The sequence below is a fragment of the Arthrobacter gengyunqii genome, from assembly GCF_023022985.1.
In the GTDB taxonomy this organism is placed as follows: Bacteria; Actinomycetota; Actinomycetes; order Actinomycetales; family Micrococcaceae; genus Arthrobacter_B; species Arthrobacter_B gengyunqii.
The window spans coordinates 2,202,552-2,219,870 of sequence record NZ_CP095461.1 but is presented as its reverse complement, the minus strand read 5'-3'; the positions used below and the strand labels follow the sequence as shown (position 1 = coordinate 2,219,870).

Genomic DNA, 17,319 nt, shown 5'->3' with positions numbered 1-17,319 from the left:
CTCCGGAGTCAACCTTGCCTCCGGTGTGTCTCACGCTAAAAGGACTATCCTCTATGCCTCGTACCGGCCCCGGCTCGGCCGCTAAAAAGACGCTCCTCTGGTTGGGCGTCATTTTTGCTGCTCTGGCCCTTCTTCTCGGCGGCGGTTCCATGTGGAGCAACGCCAGCTGGACCCCCAAGCTTGCCCTCGACCTGGAGGGCGGCACCGAAATGATCCTGGCCCCCAAGGTTCAGGGCGGTGCCGACATCACCCAGGAACAGCTGGACCAGGCCGTGGAAATCATCCGCCAGCGCGTGGACGGCAGCGGTGTGTCCGAGGCGGAGATCACCACGCAGTCCGGGCGCAACGTCGTGGTGTCGCTGCCCGGTGTGCCGTCGGCTGAAACCCGTCAGCTGATCCAGGCATCGGCGCAGATGGAGTTCCGTCCGGTGCTCACCATCGCCGCCGGCGGTCCCGTTGAAACGCCGCTTCCGGAGGAACAGCTGCCGCAGCCTGCCGGTGAGCCGGCCAACGCGTCGGACGACAACTGGATTACCCCTGAGCTGTACCGCGAATTCGAAAGCACGGACTGCACGGATCCGGCCACGCTGGAAGCATCCACGGAAGCGGCCCCGGCCGACCAGCCGCTGATCACCTGCGAACCAAGCACCGGAGCCAAGTACATCCTCGGCCCGGTGGAAGTCCCCGGCTCCAACATCGCCGATGCCACCTTCGGCCTGTCGACCAGCAGCCAGGGCGCCTCGATCAACGAGTGGGGCGTGAACATCGAGTTCAACGGTGAAGGCACCCAAGTTTTCAAGGGCGTGACCGAGCGCCTCTTTGCCTTCCAGCAGGGTGACCCGCACAACCAGTTCGCCATTGTGCTGGACGGCCAGGTCATCTCCGCTCCCACGGTGCAGGGGGTCATCACCGACGGAAAGCCCCGCATCACCGGCAACTTCACGCAGGAGTCAGCGAAGGCACTGTCCGAGCAGCTGAAGTACGGCGCGCTGCCGATCAGTTTCGACATCCAGAGCGAGCAGCAGGTCTCGGCCACCCTTGGAGCTGACCAGCTCAAGATGGGGCTCATCGCGGGCGTCATCGGCCTGGCCCTGGTGGCGGTGTACTCGCTGTTCCAGTACCGGGCCCTGGGCTTCGTCACCATCATCTCCCTGGTGGTTGCCGGTCTCCTGACCTACCTCGCCATCTGCCTGCTCGGCTGGTCGCAGAACTACCGGCTCTCCCTTGCCGGCGTGGCCGGTTTGATCGTGGCCATTGGCCAGACGGCCGACTCCTTCATCGTGTACTTCGAACGAATACGTGATGAACTGCGCGACGGGCGCGGACTGGTCTCCGCCGTCGACAACGGCTGGAAGCGTGCCAAGCGCACCGTGCTGGCATCCAAGGCAGTCAACGTGCTCGCCGCCGTCGTGCTCTACTTCGTAGCCGTGGGCAACGTCCGCGGATTCGCGTTCACCCTGGGCCTGACCGCCATCGCCGACCTCATTGTGGTGTTCATGTTCACGCATCCCACCATGGTGCTGCTGGCCCGCACCAAGTTCTTCGGCGAAGGCCACAAGTGGTCCGGTTTGGACACCACCCGCCTGGGTGCCGTGCCGCTGTACCGCGGAGCCGGCCGCATCCGTGAACCCGGAACAGCCCCGGTCCGCACCAAGAACAAGGCCGCCTCCAAGGAAGCGGAACGCCGGATGACCATTGCCGAGCGACGCGCAGCCGAAAAACAGGAATCAATGGCCGGATCCGGCCCCAGCACAGAGAAGGAGGGCTAGGAATGAGCAAGCTCCCTCGCTTTGCCACTTTCGGCAATGAGCTTTACACCGGCAAGCGCTCCTACCCGTTTGTGCCCAAGGCCAAGCTCTGGTTCATGATTGCGGCAGCGGCCGTCATCCTCTCCATCCTCATCCCTGTTGCCAAGGGCGGATTCAACCTCGGCATTGATTTCCGCGGCGGCTCCGAGTTCACCGTGTCCGGCGCCGCCAACACCGACATCTCCGCCGGTGAAGAAGCCGTTGGCGAGGTGGCCAGCGAGGCGCGCATCACCAACATCGCACCCGGTACCGTGCGGGTGCAGACCGAGCAGCTCAGCGATGACCAGACCCTTGAAATCAAGGACAATCTGGCACAGGCCTATGACGTCGAAGCAGACCAGGTGACGTCCACGTTCATCGGTCCCACCTGGGGCCAGGATGTGAGCCGGCAGGCATTGATCGGGCTCATCGTCTTCGTGGCCCTGGCCGCAGTGCTGATGGCCCTCTACTTCCGCACCTGGAAGATGTCAGTGGCTGCTATTACTGCACTGCTGGTGGTCATGGTGACCACGGCCGGCCTGTACTCGCTCAGCGGCTTCGAAGTCACGCCGTCGGCCATCATCGGGTTCCTGACGGTGCTCAGTTACTCCCTGTATGACACGGTGGTGGTTTTCGATAAGGTCCGGGAAAACACCAAAAACCTGGACAAGAGCACCAAGCGCACCTTCATGGAACAGGTGAACCTGGCTGTGAACCAAACCCTGGTCCGGTCCATCAACACTTCGGTGGTGGCAGTCCTTCCGGTGGCGTCCGTACTGTTCATCGGTGCGTTCCTGCTGGGAGCCGGAACGCTCAAGGATCTGTCTCTGGCGCTGTTCATCGGCATCATCCTGGGCACCGTGGCCACGGTGTTTATTGCCGCCCCGATGTACGCCTGGCTGCGCCGGAACGAACCGGAGATTGTCCGGCAGGCCAAGCGCGTCAAGGAACGCCGTGCGCAGGAAGCCAAGGAAGCTGCTGCGGCAGCGCCTGCCGGCACCGCTGAGGTATCGGCCGGAAGCTAGCTCTGCCGCGGCGGCAGTACATGCCGCTGCATGCACAGGCATAGACTTGATCCGAAGACTGCTCCGCTTAGGCGCTGCCGTGACGTGGGGGAACGGCAGCGCCTAAGGTGGTAAGGGTCGATAAACGTCTCAGAGAGGGCAGCAGTGGGCGAGATCGCGAAACCGGCCGAAACGGCAGGCGTAGACAGGGCCCCGGGATCGCCCGTCAAGGCAGATCCCGGAGCTCCGGTTCCTGCTGCGCCGCCGGTGGCCCAGACTCCGCGCCCGGGCCAGCCGACCAAGAAGGTCCACACGCCAAAACCGGCGCCTGACGCCGACGGAAAGACAGCCCCCGGCGGAAAGGCTGCCGCCGGCGGCAGCCCCGTTCCACCGCGCCCGGCGCCTGGCCGCAGGACGTCCACCAGGGCACGGCTTGCCCGGCTGGCGGGCCGTGGCAGCTCCGGCTATTCGCCCATGCTGGAGCCGCTGCTGCGCACCGTGCGGGTCAACAATCCCAAAGAGGACCTGGACCTGATCCAGCGCGCCTACCTGGTGGCAGAACGCAGCCATGAGGGCCAGAAGCGCAAGAGCGGCGATCCGTACATCACGCATCCGGTGGCGGTGGCCACCATCCTGGCCGAGCTCGGAATGACGGGAACCACGCTCGCCGCAGCCCTCCTGCATGACACGGTCGAAGACACCAGCTACACCCTCGATGAGCTGCGCCGCGAGTTCGGCCCCGAAGTGGCCATGCTGGTTGACGGCGTCACCAAGCTGGACAAGGTGACCTTCGGTGACGCTGCGCAGTCCGAAACAGTGCGCAAAATGGTGGTTGCCATGGCCAAGGACATCCGTGTCCTGGTCATCAAGCTGGCTGACCGGCTGCACAACGCCCGCACCTGGCGTTTCGTTTCGCAGGAATCCTCCGCCCGGAAGGCCCGCGAGACCCTGGAGATCTTCGCCCCGCTGGCTCACCGGCTGGGCATGAACACCATCAAGTGGGAGCTGGAGGACCTGTCCTTCGCCGCCCTGCACCCAAAGGTGTACGACGAAATTGTCCGCATGGTCGGCGACCGCACTCCCGAGCGGGAAAAGTATCTGTCCACCGTGCGTACGCAGATCGCCGATGACCTGCATGCGGTGAAGATCAAGGCCACCATCACCGGCCGGCCCAAGCACTACTACTCGATTTACCAGAAGATGATCGTGCGGGGCAAAGACTTCGACGACATCCATGACCTGATGGGCGTGCGGGTCCTCGTGGACTCCGTGCGTGACTGCTACGCCACCCTTGGCGCCCTGCATGCACGGTGGAATCCCCTGCCCGGGCGGTTCAAGGATTACATCGCGATGCCCAAGTTCAACATGTACCAGTCGCTGCACACCACGGTGATTGGTCCCGGCGGCAAGCCCGTGGAAATCCAGATCCGCACCCATGACATGCACCGCCGCGCCGAGTACGGCGTGGCCGCGCACTGGAAGTACAAGGACGGGTCCAAGACCCCCGGCGGCGCCGATAACAATGACATGGGCTGGCTGCGTTCATTGGTCGACTGGCAGCAGGAAACCTCGGATCCGGACGAGTTCCTGGATTCGCTGCGCTTCGAGATCAATGCCCGCGAGGTCTTCGTCTTTACGCCCAAGGGCGAAGTCATGGCCCTGCCCGCCGGTTCCACTCCGGTGGACTTTGCCTATGCGGTGCACACCGAAGTGGGCCACCGGACCATCGGTGCCCGCGTCAACGGCAAGCTGGTGCCGCTGAACAGCGAGCTGGAACACGGCGACTGGGTGGAGATCTTCACGTCCAAGGCCGAGGGGGCCGGTCCGAGCCAGGACTGGCAGGGCTTCGTCAAGAGCCCGCGTGCCCGGAACAAGATCCGGCAGTGGTTCACCAAGGAACGCCGCGAAGAGGCCATCGACAAGGGCAAGGACCTGCTGACCCGGGGGATGCGCAAGCAGAACCTGCCGCTGCAGCGCCTGATGACCCACGACGCGCTGGTCACCGTGGCCCAGGAACTCCACCATCAGGACATCTCCGCACTGTATGCCGCGGTGGGTGACGGGCACACCTCCGCCCAGAACGTGATCGAACACCTGGTCGCGCTGATGGGCGGGCACCAGGGCGCCGAAGAGGACCTGGCGGAAACACCGGTTTCGACGGCGGCCCGCCGGCCCAAGTTCACCGACTCGGGCGTGACCGTGCGCGGTGTTGGAGACGTGTGGGTCAAGCTGGCCCGCTGCTGCACCCCGGTGCCGCCGGATCCGATTATCGGCTTTGTCACCCGCGGTTCCGGCGTCTCGGTGCACCGCAGCGACTGCCGCAACGTATCGGAACTCCGGGACCAGCCGGACCGCATTGTGCCGGTGGAATGGGCGCCGACCCAGTCTTCGGTGTTCCTGGTGGAGATCCAGGTGGAGGCGCTGGACCGAAAGAGCCTGCTGTCCGACGTCACCCGGGTGCTGTCGGAGAACCACGTGAACATCCTCTCGGCCAGCGTGAACACCTCCAGTGACCGGGTGGCGATGTCCAAGTTCGTGTTCGAAATGGGCGATCCGAAATACCTGGACCACATCCTCAGCGCCGTGCGGAAGATCGACGGAGTGTTCGACGTCTACCGGACCACGGGTTCGCGGCGCCGCGTCTGACCGTCCGCCTGGCTGATCGCCAGGTCCACCCTGCGCAGGGCAGCTGATTTGCCCGGCTGCCGCGGCCCTTCGGAAACCGCCTTGCGGACCGCGGCAAGCGGACAGCGCAGGACCGGATGTGCCGCCATGGCCGTCAGCGCCCGGACGGCTTCCTCCTCCGGGCCGTGCCTGGCCAGATCCGCGGCTGTGCGAAGGGGAGTGGTGACCGCGATGCCTGCTATGTCCATGCCGTCGTCACTGTCCAGCTGCACCTCGTGCAGGACGGCGGCGCTGAACGGCGGCAGCGCGGTGGTGCGGCTGCGGTGGTCAATCAGCAGCTGCAGCTTCCGTGGCGCCGGCGCACAGCCGTACACCCAGGCTGCGGTGAACCGTCCCAACATGATTTTTTGCCGCAGCCGTGCAGGCAGGGCATGCGCCGCGGCCAGGGCGCGGCACACCGGATCCGGCTCAATGTCCCAGCGCACGTAGGTGTCCGGGTAGACCCGGCGCAGCAGCCCGTCCCGCTCCATGGCCTGCAGCTCGACACTGGAAAAATCTCCGCCCGCAAAGAACAGGGCACCACCGGTCGAGGTGAAGGCCGGCAACACACCGGGACAGGGAAACAGTGTGGCGGGCATGGACCAACGTTCGCCGACCCGGGAAAAAAACAGAAGGCCCGGCTTCCCCGTTGTGGACAACGGAAGAGGCCGGGCCTTCTGTGGAGAAAAGCTAGGAGAAGTCCTGTGCCGACTTCTGCAGCATGGCCAGCCACTGCTGGCGGGCTTCCAAGGCTTCGCGGGCATCTGCGATCTTCTTCGCGTTGCCGTTCTTTTCGGCTGTAGCCAGGTCCTCCTCGAGGGAGGCGATGGTGGCTTCGAGCTGGCTCAGGGCACTGTTGGTGCGTGCCTTGGTTTCCGGATTGCTCTTCTGCCAGTGCTCGTCCTCGGCAGCCTTGACGGCTTCCTCGATGCGGCGGATGCCGGCTTCCATTCGGCCCATGTCGGCGCGGGGAACCTTGCCGGCCTCTTCCCAGCGGTCGCGGATGGAGTTCAGCGCCTTGCGGGCTGCCGTCAGATCGCGGACGGGAAGGATGCCCTGGGCTTCCTTGAGCAGTTCCTCCTTGACCGTCAGGTTGGCGGCAAACTCTTCATCAATAACCTCGTTGGCTGCCTGGCGGGCGGCAAAGAAGGTGTCCTGCGCGGCGCGGAAACGGGCCCACAGGGCGTCGTCGTCCTTCCGGCTGGCACGCTTGGACGCTTTCCACTCGTCCATCAGCTGCCGGTACTCCGCAGCCGTGTTGCCCCAGTCAGTGGACGTGGCGAGCTCCTCGGCACGGGCAATCAGGGCTTCCTTGGCACGCTTGGCCGCGGTGTTTTCGCTGTCCAGCTGCGAGAAGTAGGCACGGCGGTGGCGGTCAAAGACGGTGCGGGCGGAACGGAAACGCTTCCAGAGGCTGTCTTCGTTGCTCCGGCCGAGCCGGGGACCGTTCTTCTGGGCCGTTTTCCAGGCTTCGAAAAGCTCATTCATCCGGTTGCTGCTGGTCTTCCACTGGATGGTGGCGGGATCCTTGGCGGCAATCTCTTCGGCTTCAGCAACAATGGCTTCGCGGGCGGCAAGCTCGCGTGCGCGAACGGCCTCGGCTTCGGCCCGTTCAGCGGCTTCGGCTTCCTTGATGCTGCTGCGCAGGGCTTCGATCTGGGCATCCAGGGCCAGCACATCACCGACCATCTTGCGCTCAGCCACCTGCTCGCCGATGTGCTTCAGGGTCTTCAGCATGTCCGTGGTGGGCGCCTTGGCCTGCACGCGTGCCTCCAGCAGCGCAAGCTGGCTGGCGACGTCGTCGTACTTGCGCACAAAGTAGGCAAGAGCTTCGTCGCGGCTGGCATCCGGATACTGCCCAACGGGGAATTCTTCTCCGTTGACGATCAGGAAGACATGGCCGTCCTCCTCAACGCGGGCGAAGCGGGCAGCCTCCTCAAGGGAAGTGGAGCGCGCCGCGGGTGCAGCGATGACCGGCATGGGTGCAGCCGAAGGAGCCTGGCCTGCTGCATCGGGTGCTGCAGGCGCCGGACGCCGGGCTGCCAAGGCTGCCGGGCTGGGCGTCGCGGGCCGTGGGGATTCGGGTGCCTCCGGGACGGGCTTGGAAACTGTTTCGTCGGATTTCTGACTGTCTGTCACCGCTAAAAGTCTTTCACTCGAGGTTTGGCAGTGCGCGAAGCCCGCGCTGCCTTTACTTCAGGGTAAACGAGTCTATCGTCACCGGGGTTTTCGGCATGCCGTCCTGGACTTCGGCGCCATCCTTCACAGCTCCCTGCGCGGCGACCGATTCCAAAACATCCAGCCCTGACGTTAGCTTACCCATGATCGTGTAGCCGCCCGTATCCTGCGGAATAACAGAGTCTTTGTAGACGATGAAGAATTGAGTCCCGTGACTGTCCGTGGCGGCGGCCCGGGCCACCGCGATGGACCCCGCAGGATAGACCCCGTCCGCGGGAGTGTTCTCCACCGGACCCCACTGATACGCCGGGTCCCCGGCCCCGTCGCCGTTAAGGGAACCGCACTGAAGGACCCCCATGGTTTCGGCCGTGGTGAGCCGGTGGCAGGTTTTGCCCGTGAAGAAACCCGACTCGGCGAGGGACGCGAAGACCGCCACGGCCTGCGGGGCGGCGTTTCCGTCCAGCTCCACGCCCAGGTCGCCGGCGCTGGTGGCCAGCGTTCCGGAGAACACCTTCCCCTCTGCGGTGGACTTGTCCGGGATGGCCGCAGCAGTGGCCTGATCGGGAGCCGGGCCTGTGGGCGAGGCTGCCGCAGCCGCCTGCTGCTCAATGAGCCGCGTCTGCTCCGGCGTCGGGTTGGAAGAAAACCAGGCCACCTGCAGGGCAACGGCAAGCGCCAGCGACAGGACTCCGGCCGTGCCGGCGAAAAGATTGTCCCGCCTGCGGCGTTTTGCCTGACTGAGCAGCAGGATGCGTTTGGCCTGCATCCGGGCAATGCGCCGGCGGGTTTCGCGGTCCTGGCGGATGGCGGCCACAGTGTCTCCTGACGTCTTGGACCGGCATTGGCGGCTGAGGGAGGCGCCGGTCGGGGCTGTGCTGGTCCCTCCGGTTCGCCTTGGCGCGCGCGGACGACCTAAAATGAGTGCCGCACTTAGTTTAGGCATGCCGTCAGGCGTTTTCCCTGCAGCGGTCCGCCCATATCCCCAGAAGGAGCTCGCCCCGCATGGCACGCAAGGCCTCACTGTCCGGTTTCCCTGAATGGCTGCCGCAGGAGCGCCTGGTCGAACTCCATGTCCTGGACGTCCTGCGGCGCACCTTTGAACTGCACGGGTTCACCAACATTGAAACGCGCGCGGTGGAGACCGTGGGACAGCTGCTGCGCAAGGGCGAGATCGACAAGGAAGTTTACGCGCTGAGCCGGCTGCAGGCCGAAGAGGGGGAAGCCGGCGGCAAGCAGGATCCCAACCAGCTGGCGCTCCACTTTGACCTGACCGTCCCCTTCGCCCGTTACGTGGTGGAAAACGCCGGGCACCTGGCGTTCCCGTTCCGCCGCTACCAGATTCAGAAGGTCTGGCGCGGGGAGCGCCCGCAGGAGGGCCGCGCCCGCGAATTCACCCAGGCTGACATTGACGTGGTGGGCGACGGCGACCTGCCGTTCCGGTACGACGTCGAGCTGGCGCTGGTCATCGCCGAGGCGCTGGGCGCCCTGCCCATCCCGGACTTCAAGATTCGGGTCAATAACCGCAAGCTCGCCGAGGGCTTCTACCGGGGGATCGGGCTGGAGGACACCGCCGGTGTGCTGCGCAGCATCGACAAGCTGGAAAAGATCGGTGCCGCACGCGTGGCTGAGCTGCTGCAGGAAGAACTCGGCGCCACTGCCGAACAGGCCGACGCCGCCCTGAAGCTGGCCTCCATCCGCACCGAAGACATGTCCTTCGTGGAGCAGGTCCGCGCGCTGGGCGTGACCAACGAGCTGCTCGAGGAAGGCCTGGACGAGTTGTCTCAGGTCATCGCCGAAGCGGTCAAGCGTGCTCCAGGACGCGTGGTGGCGGACCTGAGCATTGCCCGCGGCCTGGACTATTACACGGGCACCGTTTACGAAACCGTCCTCGTGGGACACGAGTCCCTGGGCTCGATCTGCTCGGGCGGCCGCTACGATTCCCTGGCCTCCAAGGGCAACCGCAAGTTCCCCGGCGTCGGGCTGTCCATCGGCGTAACCCGCCTCGTCATGCGCATCCTGAGCCAGGAGTTTGCCGCAGCGAACCGCAGCGTTCCCACCGCCGTCCTGGTGGCTCTCACCGACGATGAGTCCTGGTCCGCCGCTCAGGACATCGCCGGGGACCTGCGGGCCCGCGGCATTCCGGTGGAAGTGGCAGCGAAGGCGGAGAAGTTCGGCAAGCAGATCAAGTACGCGGACCGCCGCGGCATTCCGTTTGTCTGGTTTACGTCCGAGGACGGCAGCCACGAGGTCAAGGACATCCGCTCCGGCGAGCAGGTGCCGGCCGATCCGCAGACCTGGACGCCGCCGGCCGAGGACCTCTTTGTGCAGGTGAATCCCGCTTAGCTTTCGAGGCGTTCCCGGGAACCTGCAGTTTCCCGGGAACCCGCAGTCTGCCGGTAGGCGGCACTCTCGCGGTAGGCGAGGGCGGCCTGCACCCGGGAGGAGACACCCAGCTTGGCCAGCACGCGGGAGACATGGGTTTTCACAGTGGTTTCCGCGATGCCCAGCCGGCGCGTGATCTGCTGGTTGGACAGCCCCTCGCCCAAGCACGCAAGGACGGCTTCCTCGCGGGCGGTCAGCGGCTCGGCGAGGCGGCCGGCGGACGGCGGATTGCCGGTGGGCGGTGCCGCCGACACGGCAGCAGCGCCTGTGTCCTGCCCCTGCACAACCTGTCCCTGCACAAACGCCGCAATCAGCATTCCGGTGACCTCGGGGGAGAGGACACTGTCGCCGCGGGCCACGCTGGAAACCGCCCGCACCAGTTCGGCCGGCTCCACCGACTTCAGCAGGAACCCGGCGGCTCCGGCCCGCAGGGCAGCGTACACATAGTCGTCAATATCGAACGTGGTCAGCACCAGCACGGCGGAAAGCCCCTGGCCGGTGATCTCCGCGGTTGCCGCTATGCCGTCCATTCCCGGCATGCGCAGGTCCATGAGGACGACGTCGGGACGCAGCGCCCGTGCCATCCTCACCGCTGCCGCACCGTCGGCGGCCTCACCCACCACTGAAAAGCCGCCCACCGACTCCAGGATCATGCGCAGGCCGGCGCGGATGGCGGAGTGGTCGTCCGCCAGCAGGACGGTAACCGGCTCGTGTGTGTTCAATGGATCTCCTGGGTGAGGGGTCTGTCAGCGGGGCTGCCCACCGGGAGGAGCGCCTGAACCAGCCACTCGGCGCCGTCTTCGCCTGCGTCGGCAATTCCTGCACTGAAGCTGCCCTGCAGCGCTCCGGCACGCAATGACATGTTCCGCAGCCCTGATCCGTTTCCGCTGCGGCAGGGGTCGACGCCAGCAGCGGCAGCGGGCACACCGTCCTGCGGAACACTCTCCCGGGGCAGGGCATTGCGGATACTGATGTCCAGCAGGTTCTCAGCCTCCCGTACCCGGATCGTGACGGGGCGGCCGGGCGCGTGCCGGACGGCATTGGAGAGTGCCTCCTGGACAATGCGGTAACAGGTACTGCCCACCAGCACGGGAACCTCGAGGCCGGGTTCCATGTCCAGGTCCACCGGATTGCCGGCCAACCGGGCGGAGCCGGCCAGTGCCGCCAGCTGGTCCAGTCCGCCGGACGCCGTGTCCAACGGCACGGCATCCGGTCCGTCGTCGGCCTCCAGAAGGTCGATCATTGACCGCATCTCGCGCAGGGCCTGCACGCTTTCCGTCCGTACCTGCGCCAGTACACGGCGGTCCAGGTCAGGGTTGCCCGCGGCCAGGGCGGCGGCCGACTGCAGCGCCACGGCGGAAAGGTGGCCGGCAATGGCGTCATGGAGTTCGCGGGCCATGGCGCTGCGCTCGGCGGCCACGGCAACCCGAAGGTTCAGTTCGGCCAGCTCCTCGGTGCGTTCGGCACGCAGGCGCTCCGTCTCCGCCCGCTGCCGTTCCTGTTCCGCACGATCGCTTTGCCGCCGGACGGAACCGGCCCACCAAAGCGGAATGAGACAGATGAGAACGGCCTGAAGCAGTCCGAAGAAGGCCGCCGGCCAGCCCCCGTAGCTCAATCCCGACACCACCGGCAGGATCACGACGCCGGCCACCGCGGCGGTTTGCGCGGCCCGGCTAACCTGCGGCGAGCCAAAGAGAATGCCGGCGTAGAAGAGTTCAAACAGCAGCAGGTAGGTGATGATGCCGCCGCCCAGCAGCATGCTGGCCACAACAGCGGTGCCGGTTACCGCCAGCATCACCGGAACGCTGCGCCGCCGGAATACCAAGCCAATGCACCCGAGCAGGAGGACGGGGACCCATGCCCAGCCCGGAGCGCCGGGCAGCGGCGGCACCAGGTCCGCCCCGTTGACGCCAATGAGCACGAGGACGGAGCCGCCAAGAAGATATCCAACGGCAGAGGCAATACCGGACTCCCAGACGCCGTCCAGGGAATAGCGGCTGTTGGGTGCGGGCATGCCTCCAGAATAACCACCGGGGCGGCCCGCGACGCCTCCTTGACGCGGACAATCCTCCGAAGGGATGACAGCGGGGAATCCAGATGGCACCAATTGCCGACGACGGCGGCGGGACCAGCGGGCTTAGCTGGGGCCATGGATCTTTTGGTATATCTCATCATCGGCTGCGAAATTGGCTTCTGGGTTCTTCTCGCAGCGGGACTCTGCACCCGTTATCTGCTGCACCGGAAGCGTCTTGGACTGGCATTGCTGGCCTGTGTACCGCTGCTGGACGTGGTGCTCCTTGCCGCGGCAGGCGCGGATCTGGCCCGGGGCGGCACTGCCGGGAGCGTCCACGGGCTGGCTGCGTTCTACCTGGGCTTCAGCGTGGCGTTCGGCCACACCCTGATCCGCTGGGCCGACGTCCGGTTTGCCCACCGTTTCGCCGGCGGGCCGGCTCCGGTAAAACCCGCCAAGGGCACGGCACCCTACCGCCGAGGCCTTTGGATCGAATACGGACGGGTCCTGATTGCCATGAGCATTGCGGTTGCCGTGCTGCTGGCCATGATCGCGTTCCTCGCCGCTCCCGGCGAAACGGGCGAGCTCTGGGATTGGGTGAAACGGGCCGGCCTGGTGGCCGGAATCTGGCTGGTGGCCGGTCCGGTCTACGGAATGTTCGAACAACCGGGGGAGACCCGGACGGTGCAGCCCGGTGCGCCGATCCGGAGATGAGGCTGCCGTTCACGATTCTCCGGGATCCCCTACGCTTAAACCATGCCCACTGCACCGGACGAACTTCTGCTGCCCTGCGCCGAACTGCACCTTCACATCGAAGGCACCCTCGAACCCGAGCTGATCTTCGAACTGGCGGCGCGGAACGGAACAGCACTTCCCTACGCCAATCTTGAGGAGCTGCGCAGCCGGTATGAGTTCACCGACCTGCAGTCCTTCCTGGACCTTTACTACGCCAACATGGAGGTGCTGCGGACCGAAGCGGACTTCGCGGACATGACCCGGGCCTACCTGCGCCGGGCCGCCGCTGCGGGGGTGCGGCATGTGGAGATGATGGTTGATCCGCAGGCGCACCTGCTCCGCGGAGTTCCGCTGGCGGACTGCATCAACGGGGTGGCGTCGGTCCTGGCCACCAGCCTGGAGGATTTCGGAATCTCCGCTGAACTGATTGCCGCGTTCCTGCGGGACCGTCCGGCTGCCGAAGCCGAAGAGGTCCTGGAGCAGCTGCTCGAATCCCGTGCGCCGATCGTGGGAATCGGACTGGACTCCGCCGAGGCGGACAACCCGCCGGAAGGCTTTGTGGCTCTCTACCGCCGAGCCCGCGAAGCAGGCCTCAAATGCGTGGCCCACGCCGGCGAAGAGGGTCCGTCGCACTACATTGAACAGGCACTGGATCTGCTGCTGGTGGACCGGATCGACCACGGCGTCCGCTGCCTGGATGATTCCGAGTTGGTGGACCGCCTGGTGCGGGACCGGGTTCCGCTGACGATCTGTCCGCTGTCCAACGTCCGGCTGCGTTCGGTGGATACCCTCCTTGATCATCCGCTGCCGCAGATGCTGGCCGCGGGGCTGAACGTGTCGGTGAACTCCGACGATCCGGCCTACTTTGGCGGCTACGTGGATGACAACTTCGCGCTGCTGCGCGACACCTTTGACCTGTCCGCGGACCAGCTTGCCCAGCTGGCCGTCAACTCCGTGGAAGCATCCTTCGCGCAGCCGGCCCGCCGCGCGGAGCTGCTGGAGCTGATCCGGGCCTGGCGGGCGGCGCAGGGCTAGCACCGGTCAGGACGGCGGAATCGAAACTCCGTCCGGCGGGGGAGCAGCCCCGGGCCGGCGGAAGGTCAGCCGCACCACCAGCCCGAACACGAGCACGATCAGCATCAGCACGATGGCTGTCGGCGGCAGGCTCAGCGCCGTGACCAGGGCGCCGGCCAGTCCCGCCAGGTTCACTGCCCGCGGGGTGTACCAGCGGCGGTGTTCCAGCGAGTAGCCGCACAGATTGGTGATGGCAGCGTGGAGCAGCAGGGCAAAGCAGGCCAGGGCCAGCAAAGTGCCCAGGCTGACGGTCAGCACCAGGACGACGACGACGGCGCCCGCCGCGGCAGCCGCAGGCCATGCCACCTGCCGCTTTCCGCCGGTATGCGCAAAAACGCGGGGAAGGTCGCCGTCGCCGGCCATCGCCGCGGCAGTGCGGGCGCTTCCCTCCATCAGGATCCAGACTCCGGACAGGCTCGCAGCGCCGGCGGCAATGGCCACCGCGCCGGTGCCGATGCCCAATCCCACCGTTGCCACCGGCTCGCGCAGCGGGGCGATCGACGCCGCCAGTCCGGCAGGTCCCTGAAACCAAGTGACCAGGGACAGTGCAACCAGCAGGTAGAGGACCAGCGCCACGATGATGGACGCCGGAACGGCACGGGGAATGTTGCGCTCCGGAGCGCGGACCCGGAAGCCGCCGGCAGCCAGGCGGGCGTACCCCGCGAACGCAAAAAAGGCGAAGCCCGCACCCTGCAGCAGCCCCGCGGTTGATCCTGTCTCCTCCAGCACGCCGGGCTGCGGGGGTGGCCCGCCGGCCTCGTTGAAGGCGACCACGATGCCGAAACCCAGCATGCCAAGCACGAAGGCCAGCACGAAACGGATCACCCAGGTGCTGCGCTGCAGCCCGAACAGGTACAGGGCGGTTCCCGCCACGGCTGCTCCAGCGGCTGCGGGCCGGGCTTGCCCGGGCACCACATACAACCCGAAGGTCAGGGCGAGCACGGCAGCAGACGTCACCAGGGCGCAGACCATCGTCCAGCCCGTGAAGAAACCCATGTAGGGCCCCATGAGGACCCGGGCCGCGGTACGCGCTGTACCTCCGGCGTTGCGGTGCCCGCTGATGCGCAGCCCGGCGCTGAGCAGGAAAGTGGACGCCGCTGTGCAATAGGCCACCAGTGCGGCAAGGGCCAGGGACGCGGCGAGTGCAAAGCCGGCAGCGTCCGCAACCAGCGGCAGGACCACAAAAATGCCGCCGCCAACCATGCAGCCGATTCCCACAGTGGTGGCGTCAAAACCGCCCAGCGGGAGTTTCTCTGAGGAGCTTCCGGACACGCGTCCCTCCATTCGGTCGGGCCCGGGCGGTGCCGCGCCCGCACCGGGCTGCGCAGCCGTGCCCTTGGCTGGGAAAGGATGTGAACACCGGTAAACTCATGAAGAGACCTTGTATTCACAATGAGCGGGAACAGTGTTTTCCGCAAGCAATCTTGAAAGGACTGCTGTGCTGCGCACTCATGCCCTTGGTTCCCTAAGGGCCGAGCATATTGGACAGACCGTCACCCTCGCTGGCTGGGTGGCCCGACGGCGGGACCACGGCGGGGTTGCTTTCCTCGACCTCCGTGACGCCTCCGGAGTGGCCCAGGTGGTGGTCCGCGAAGAGGACGTCTTCCACGGGCTGCGCAACGAATATGTCCTTCAGATCACCGGTACCGTGCAGAAGCGCCCGGAAGGCAACGAGAACCCCTCGCTGGCCACCGGTGAAGTGGAAGTCATCACTGACGACGTCGTGGTCCTGAACACCTCAGACCCGCTTCCGTTCCAGATTGACGAGCACGTGGAGGTTGGCGAAGAGGCCCGCCTGAAGCACCGCTACCTGGACCTGCGCCGTCCGGCTCCGGCCCGGAACATGCGCCTGCGTTCCGAGGCCAACCGCATTGCCCGGAACCTGCTGCATGACGAAGGTTTCGTGGAAATCGAAACCCCCACGCTGACCCGTTCCACCCCCGAGGGTGCCCGCGACTTCGTGGTTCCGGCGCGTCTGGCCCCGGGATCCTGGTACGCACTGCCCCAGTCACCGCAGCTGTTCAAGCAGCTGCTGCAGGTGGGCGGCTTCGAGAAGTACTACCAGATCGCCCGCTGCTACCGCGATGAAGACTTCCGCGCGGACCGCCAGCCGGAGTTCACTCAGCTGGACATTGAGGCGAGCTTCGTCGAGGAAGACGACATCATTGCCCTGGGCGAGTCCGTGGTGAAGGCCCTGTGGAAGCTGATCGACGTCGAGATCCCCACCCCGATCCAGCGCATGACCTACCGGGACGCCATGGCCCGCTTTGGTTCGGACAAGCCGGACCTGCGGTTCGGCCTGGAGCTGACCGAGCTGACCGACTTCTTCAAGGACACCACGTTCCGCGTGTTCCAGGCCCCGTACGTGGGCGCCGTCGTCATGCCCGGCGGTGCCTCGCAGCCCCGCCGCACCCTGGATGCGTGGCAGGAATGGGCCAAGCAGCGCGGCGCCAAGGGCCTGGCTTACGTGCTGGTCCAGGAGGACGGCACCCTGACCGGTCCCGTTGCCAAGAACCTCACCGACTTCGAGCGTGAGAACCTCGCGGAGAAGGTTGGCGCCAAGCCCGGCGACTGCGTCTTCTTCGCTGCCGGCGAGACAACCGCCTCCCGTGCACTGCTCGGCGCCGCCCGCGTGGAGATCGGCCACCGCACCGGTCTGATCGATCCCAACGACTGGGCCTTCGTGTGGATTGTGGACGCTCCCATGTTCGAGCCGGCGTCGGCCGCTGTGGCAGCCGGTGACGTGGCAGTGGGCGGCGGCGCCTGGACGGCCGTGCACCACGCGTTCACGTCTCCCAAGCCTGAGTTCATGGACACGTTCGACACCGATCCGGAGTCGGCCCTGGCCTACGCCTATGACATTGTCTGCAACGGCAATGAAATCGGCGGCGGTTCCATCCGTATCCACCAGCGCGACGTGCAGGAACGCGTCTTCAAGGTCATGGGCCTTTCGCAGGAGGACGCGCAGGAGAAGTTCGGCTTCCTGCTCGAAGGTTTCAAGTACGGCGCACCGCCCCACGGCGGCATCGCCTTCGGTTGGGACCGTGTGGTGGCCCTGCTGGCCGGCACCGAGTCCATCCGCGACGTCATAGCGTTCCCGAAGTCCGGCGGCGGCTACGACCCGCTGACCGCGGCACCGGCTCCGATCACTGCCCAGCAGCGCAAGGAAGCCGGCGTGGACTTCAAGCCTGAGAAGAAGCAGGACAAGCCGCAGGAAAGCTAAGTCCCGGCGGACATGCAGCCCGGCTTGCCCCGGTGAGCCTGGCGGATTGTACAGCCTGACTGGTTGCAGAGCCTGGCGGGTTGCACAGTCTGACAGGTGCACAGTCTGACAGGCCCAAGCGGTGCACGGAGCCCGGTCGTCTTTTATGGCGGCCGGGCTCCGTGCTTTCCGGATGTAGGGCTTTGTTTCCCTCCGTTTTGTCCCGTTCCCTCCGTTTTGGGAAAAAGTGACCGGTCCGCAGTGGCAGGGATTTCCCAAACC

Annotated in this window: 13 protein-coding genes; 7 read left to right on the top strand and 6 right to left on the bottom strand. The window is 66.0% G+C overall.

Annotated features, from left to right (window positions below; genetic code table 11):
* The first annotated feature begins 53 nt into the window (after nucleotides 1-53).
* The 3 genes from secD (at nucleotide 54) to MUG94_RS10075 (ending at nucleotide 5,437) form a co-directional block, all read left to right on the top strand.
* Complete coding sequence (gene secD / locus MUG94_RS10085; RefSeq protein WP_227890031.1) at nucleotides 54-1,769, top strand: protein translocase subunit SecD; 1,716 nt, start codon at nucleotides 54-56, stop codon at nucleotides 1,767-1,769.
* A gap of 2 nt (nucleotides 1,770-1,771) precedes the next feature.
* Nucleotides 1,772-2,812: a protein translocase subunit SecF gene (gene secF, locus MUG94_RS10080; protein ID WP_227907608.1), complete on the top strand. Its 1,041-nt coding sequence runs from the start codon at nucleotides 1,772-1,774 to the stop codon at nucleotides 2,810-2,812.
* Nucleotides 2,813-2,956: 144 nt separating this feature from the next.
* The gene (locus MUG94_RS10075) at nucleotides 2,957-5,437 is read left to right on the top strand and encodes a RelA/SpoT family protein (RefSeq protein ID WP_423724137.1); all 2,481 of its coding nucleotides are present in this window, start codon (nucleotides 2,957-2,959) and stop codon (nucleotides 5,435-5,437) included.
* On the opposite strand, the gene MUG94_RS10070 is transcribed toward MUG94_RS10075, so the two are convergent.
* From MUG94_RS10070 to MUG94_RS10060, 3 genes are all read right to left on the bottom strand, one after another.
* Nucleotides 5,404-6,054 carry a hypothetical protein gene (locus MUG94_RS10070; protein WP_227907609.1) on the bottom strand — a complete coding sequence of 217 codons (651 nt, stop codon included), beginning with the start codon at nucleotides 6,052-6,054 and terminating at the stop codon, nucleotides 5,404-5,406. The two genes, MUG94_RS10075 and MUG94_RS10070, sit on opposite strands and share 34 nt — an antisense overlap.
* 91 nt (nucleotides 6,055-6,145) lie before the next feature.
* A complete protein-coding gene (locus MUG94_RS10065; RefSeq protein WP_227890028.1) occupies nucleotides 6,146-7,594 on the bottom strand; it encodes a DUF349 domain-containing protein in 1,449 nt (482 codons plus the stop codon).
* A gap of 52 nt (nucleotides 7,595-7,646) precedes the next feature.
* Complete coding sequence (locus tag MUG94_RS10060; RefSeq protein WP_227907610.1) at nucleotides 7,647-8,447, bottom strand: peptidylprolyl isomerase; 801 nt, start codon at nucleotides 8,445-8,447, stop codon at nucleotides 7,647-7,649.
* Between the two features lie 188 nt (nucleotides 8,448-8,635).
* Between MUG94_RS10060 and hisS the strand changes: the two genes are divergently transcribed.
* Nucleotides 8,636-9,976: a histidine--tRNA ligase gene (hisS, locus tag MUG94_RS10055; RefSeq protein ID WP_227907611.1), complete on the top strand. Its 1,341-nt coding sequence runs from the start codon at nucleotides 8,636-8,638 to the stop codon at nucleotides 9,974-9,976.
* Here hisS and MUG94_RS10050 read toward each other — a convergent pair.
* Both MUG94_RS10050 and MUG94_RS10045 read right to left on the bottom strand, forming a co-directional pair.
* Nucleotides 9,973-10,737: a response regulator gene (locus MUG94_RS10050; RefSeq protein ID WP_227907612.1), complete on the bottom strand. Its 765-nt coding sequence runs from the start codon at nucleotides 10,735-10,737 to the stop codon at nucleotides 9,973-9,975. The genes hisS and MUG94_RS10050 overlap by 4 nt on opposite strands.
* Nucleotides 10,734-12,029, bottom strand: coding sequence for a histidine kinase (locus MUG94_RS10045; protein ID WP_227907613.1), 1,296 nt, complete (start codon nucleotides 12,027-12,029; stop codon nucleotides 10,734-10,736). Before MUG94_RS10045 ends, MUG94_RS10050 begins: the two co-directional genes overlap by 4 nt.
* Before the next feature lie 135 nt (nucleotides 12,030-12,164).
* Between MUG94_RS10045 and MUG94_RS10040 the strand changes: the two genes are divergently transcribed.
* Both MUG94_RS10040 and MUG94_RS10035 read left to right on the top strand, forming a co-directional pair.
* Nucleotides 12,165-12,740, top strand: a complete 576-nt coding sequence (locus MUG94_RS10040) for a hypothetical protein (protein WP_227907614.1) — start codon at nucleotides 12,165-12,167, stop codon at nucleotides 12,738-12,740.
* Nucleotides 12,741-12,782: 42 nt separating this feature from the next.
* Nucleotides 12,783-13,796, top strand: a complete 1,014-nt coding sequence (locus MUG94_RS10035) for an adenosine deaminase (RefSeq protein ID WP_227907615.1) — start codon at nucleotides 12,783-12,785, stop codon at nucleotides 13,794-13,796.
* Nucleotides 13,797-13,802: 6 nt separating this feature from the next.
* Here the strand turns inward: MUG94_RS10035 and MUG94_RS10030 are convergent, their stop codons facing one another.
* On the bottom strand, nucleotides 13,803-15,107 hold the full coding sequence (locus MUG94_RS10030; RefSeq protein ID WP_227907616.1) for an APC family permease: 1,305 nt from the start codon (nucleotides 15,105-15,107) through the stop codon (nucleotides 13,803-13,805).
* A 166-nt stretch (nucleotides 15,108-15,273) separates the two neighbouring features.
* Here MUG94_RS10030 and aspS point away from each other — a divergent pair, with 166 nt between their 5' ends.
* Entirely contained in the window at nucleotides 15,274-17,058 is a 1,785-nt protein-coding gene (gene aspS / locus MUG94_RS10025; protein WP_227907617.1) for an aspartate--tRNA ligase, read from the top strand.
* The last annotated feature ends 261 nt before the right edge of the window (nucleotides 17,059-17,319 follow it).

What these genes read in the sequence shown, in the direction of transcription:
- secD (WP_227890031.1), top strand. Translation starts at nt 54, where the DNA reads ATGCCTCGTACCGGCCCCGGCTCGGCCGCTAAAAAGACGCTCCTCTGG.
- secF (WP_227907608.1), top strand. Translation starts at nt 1,772, where the DNA reads ATGAGCAAGCTCCCTCGCTTTGCCACTTTCGGCAATGAGCTTTACACC.
- MUG94_RS10070 (WP_227907609.1), bottom strand. Translation starts at nt 6,054, where the DNA reads ATGCCCGCCACACTGTTTCCCTGTCCCGGTGTGTTGCCGGCCTTCACC.
- hisS (WP_227907611.1), top strand. Translation starts at nt 8,636, where the DNA reads ATGGCACGCAAGGCCTCACTGTCCGGTTTCCCTGAATGGCTGCCGCAG.
- MUG94_RS10045 (WP_227907613.1), bottom strand. Translation starts at nt 12,029, where the DNA reads ATGCCCGCACCCAACAGCCGCTATTCCCTGGACGGCGTCTGGGAGTCC.
- MUG94_RS10040 (WP_227907614.1), top strand. Translation starts at nt 12,165, where the DNA reads ATGGATCTTTTGGTATATCTCATCATCGGCTGCGAAATTGGCTTCTGG.
- MUG94_RS10035 (WP_227907615.1), top strand. Translation starts at nt 12,783, where the DNA reads ATGCCCACTGCACCGGACGAACTTCTGCTGCCCTGCGCCGAACTGCAC.